This window comes from Aquimarina pacifica, assembly GCF_000520955.1.
In the GTDB taxonomy this organism is placed as follows: Bacteria; Bacteroidota; Bacteroidia; order Flavobacteriales; family Flavobacteriaceae; genus Aquimarina; species Aquimarina pacifica.
Map to the genome: position 1 here is coordinate 1 of NZ_JACC01000143.1, position 334 is coordinate 334.

At 34.1% G+C, this 334-nt stretch carries 1 protein-coding gene; it reads right to left on the reverse strand.

The features are described from left to right. A partial coding sequence (locus tag DZ60_RS23865; protein ID WP_034230593.1) for a CHAT domain-containing protein occupies positions 1 to 334 on the reverse strand: 334 nt, incomplete at both ends.

The window sequence follows — 334 nt, forward strand, 5'->3', positions numbered from 1 at the left end:
TTGTGAAAAAGAGTTTAGAATTCTGTGGTTTTTCATGGTCTACTTCGCCATGTAGTGCGAGATGCAAAATTTTGTATTGATCTGCATTTTTCTTAAACGCTGCTTCATCAGCATCTGTTCCGAAATAATATTGTCCATCGATAATATTGGCAATAGCTTTAATTTCTTTACGGGTTCCTGGGAGATCATCGCCTGTATCTCTTAATGTAGCTAGACTCATATTTTCTGACCCCTCTTTATCTTTATTATCTGAAAAAGAAAAGGCAAGACACTCATTTTGTTTTTGCGTCTGTTTTTTCTGCTTAAAAGGATTAAATAATAAAGTTGCAGAATT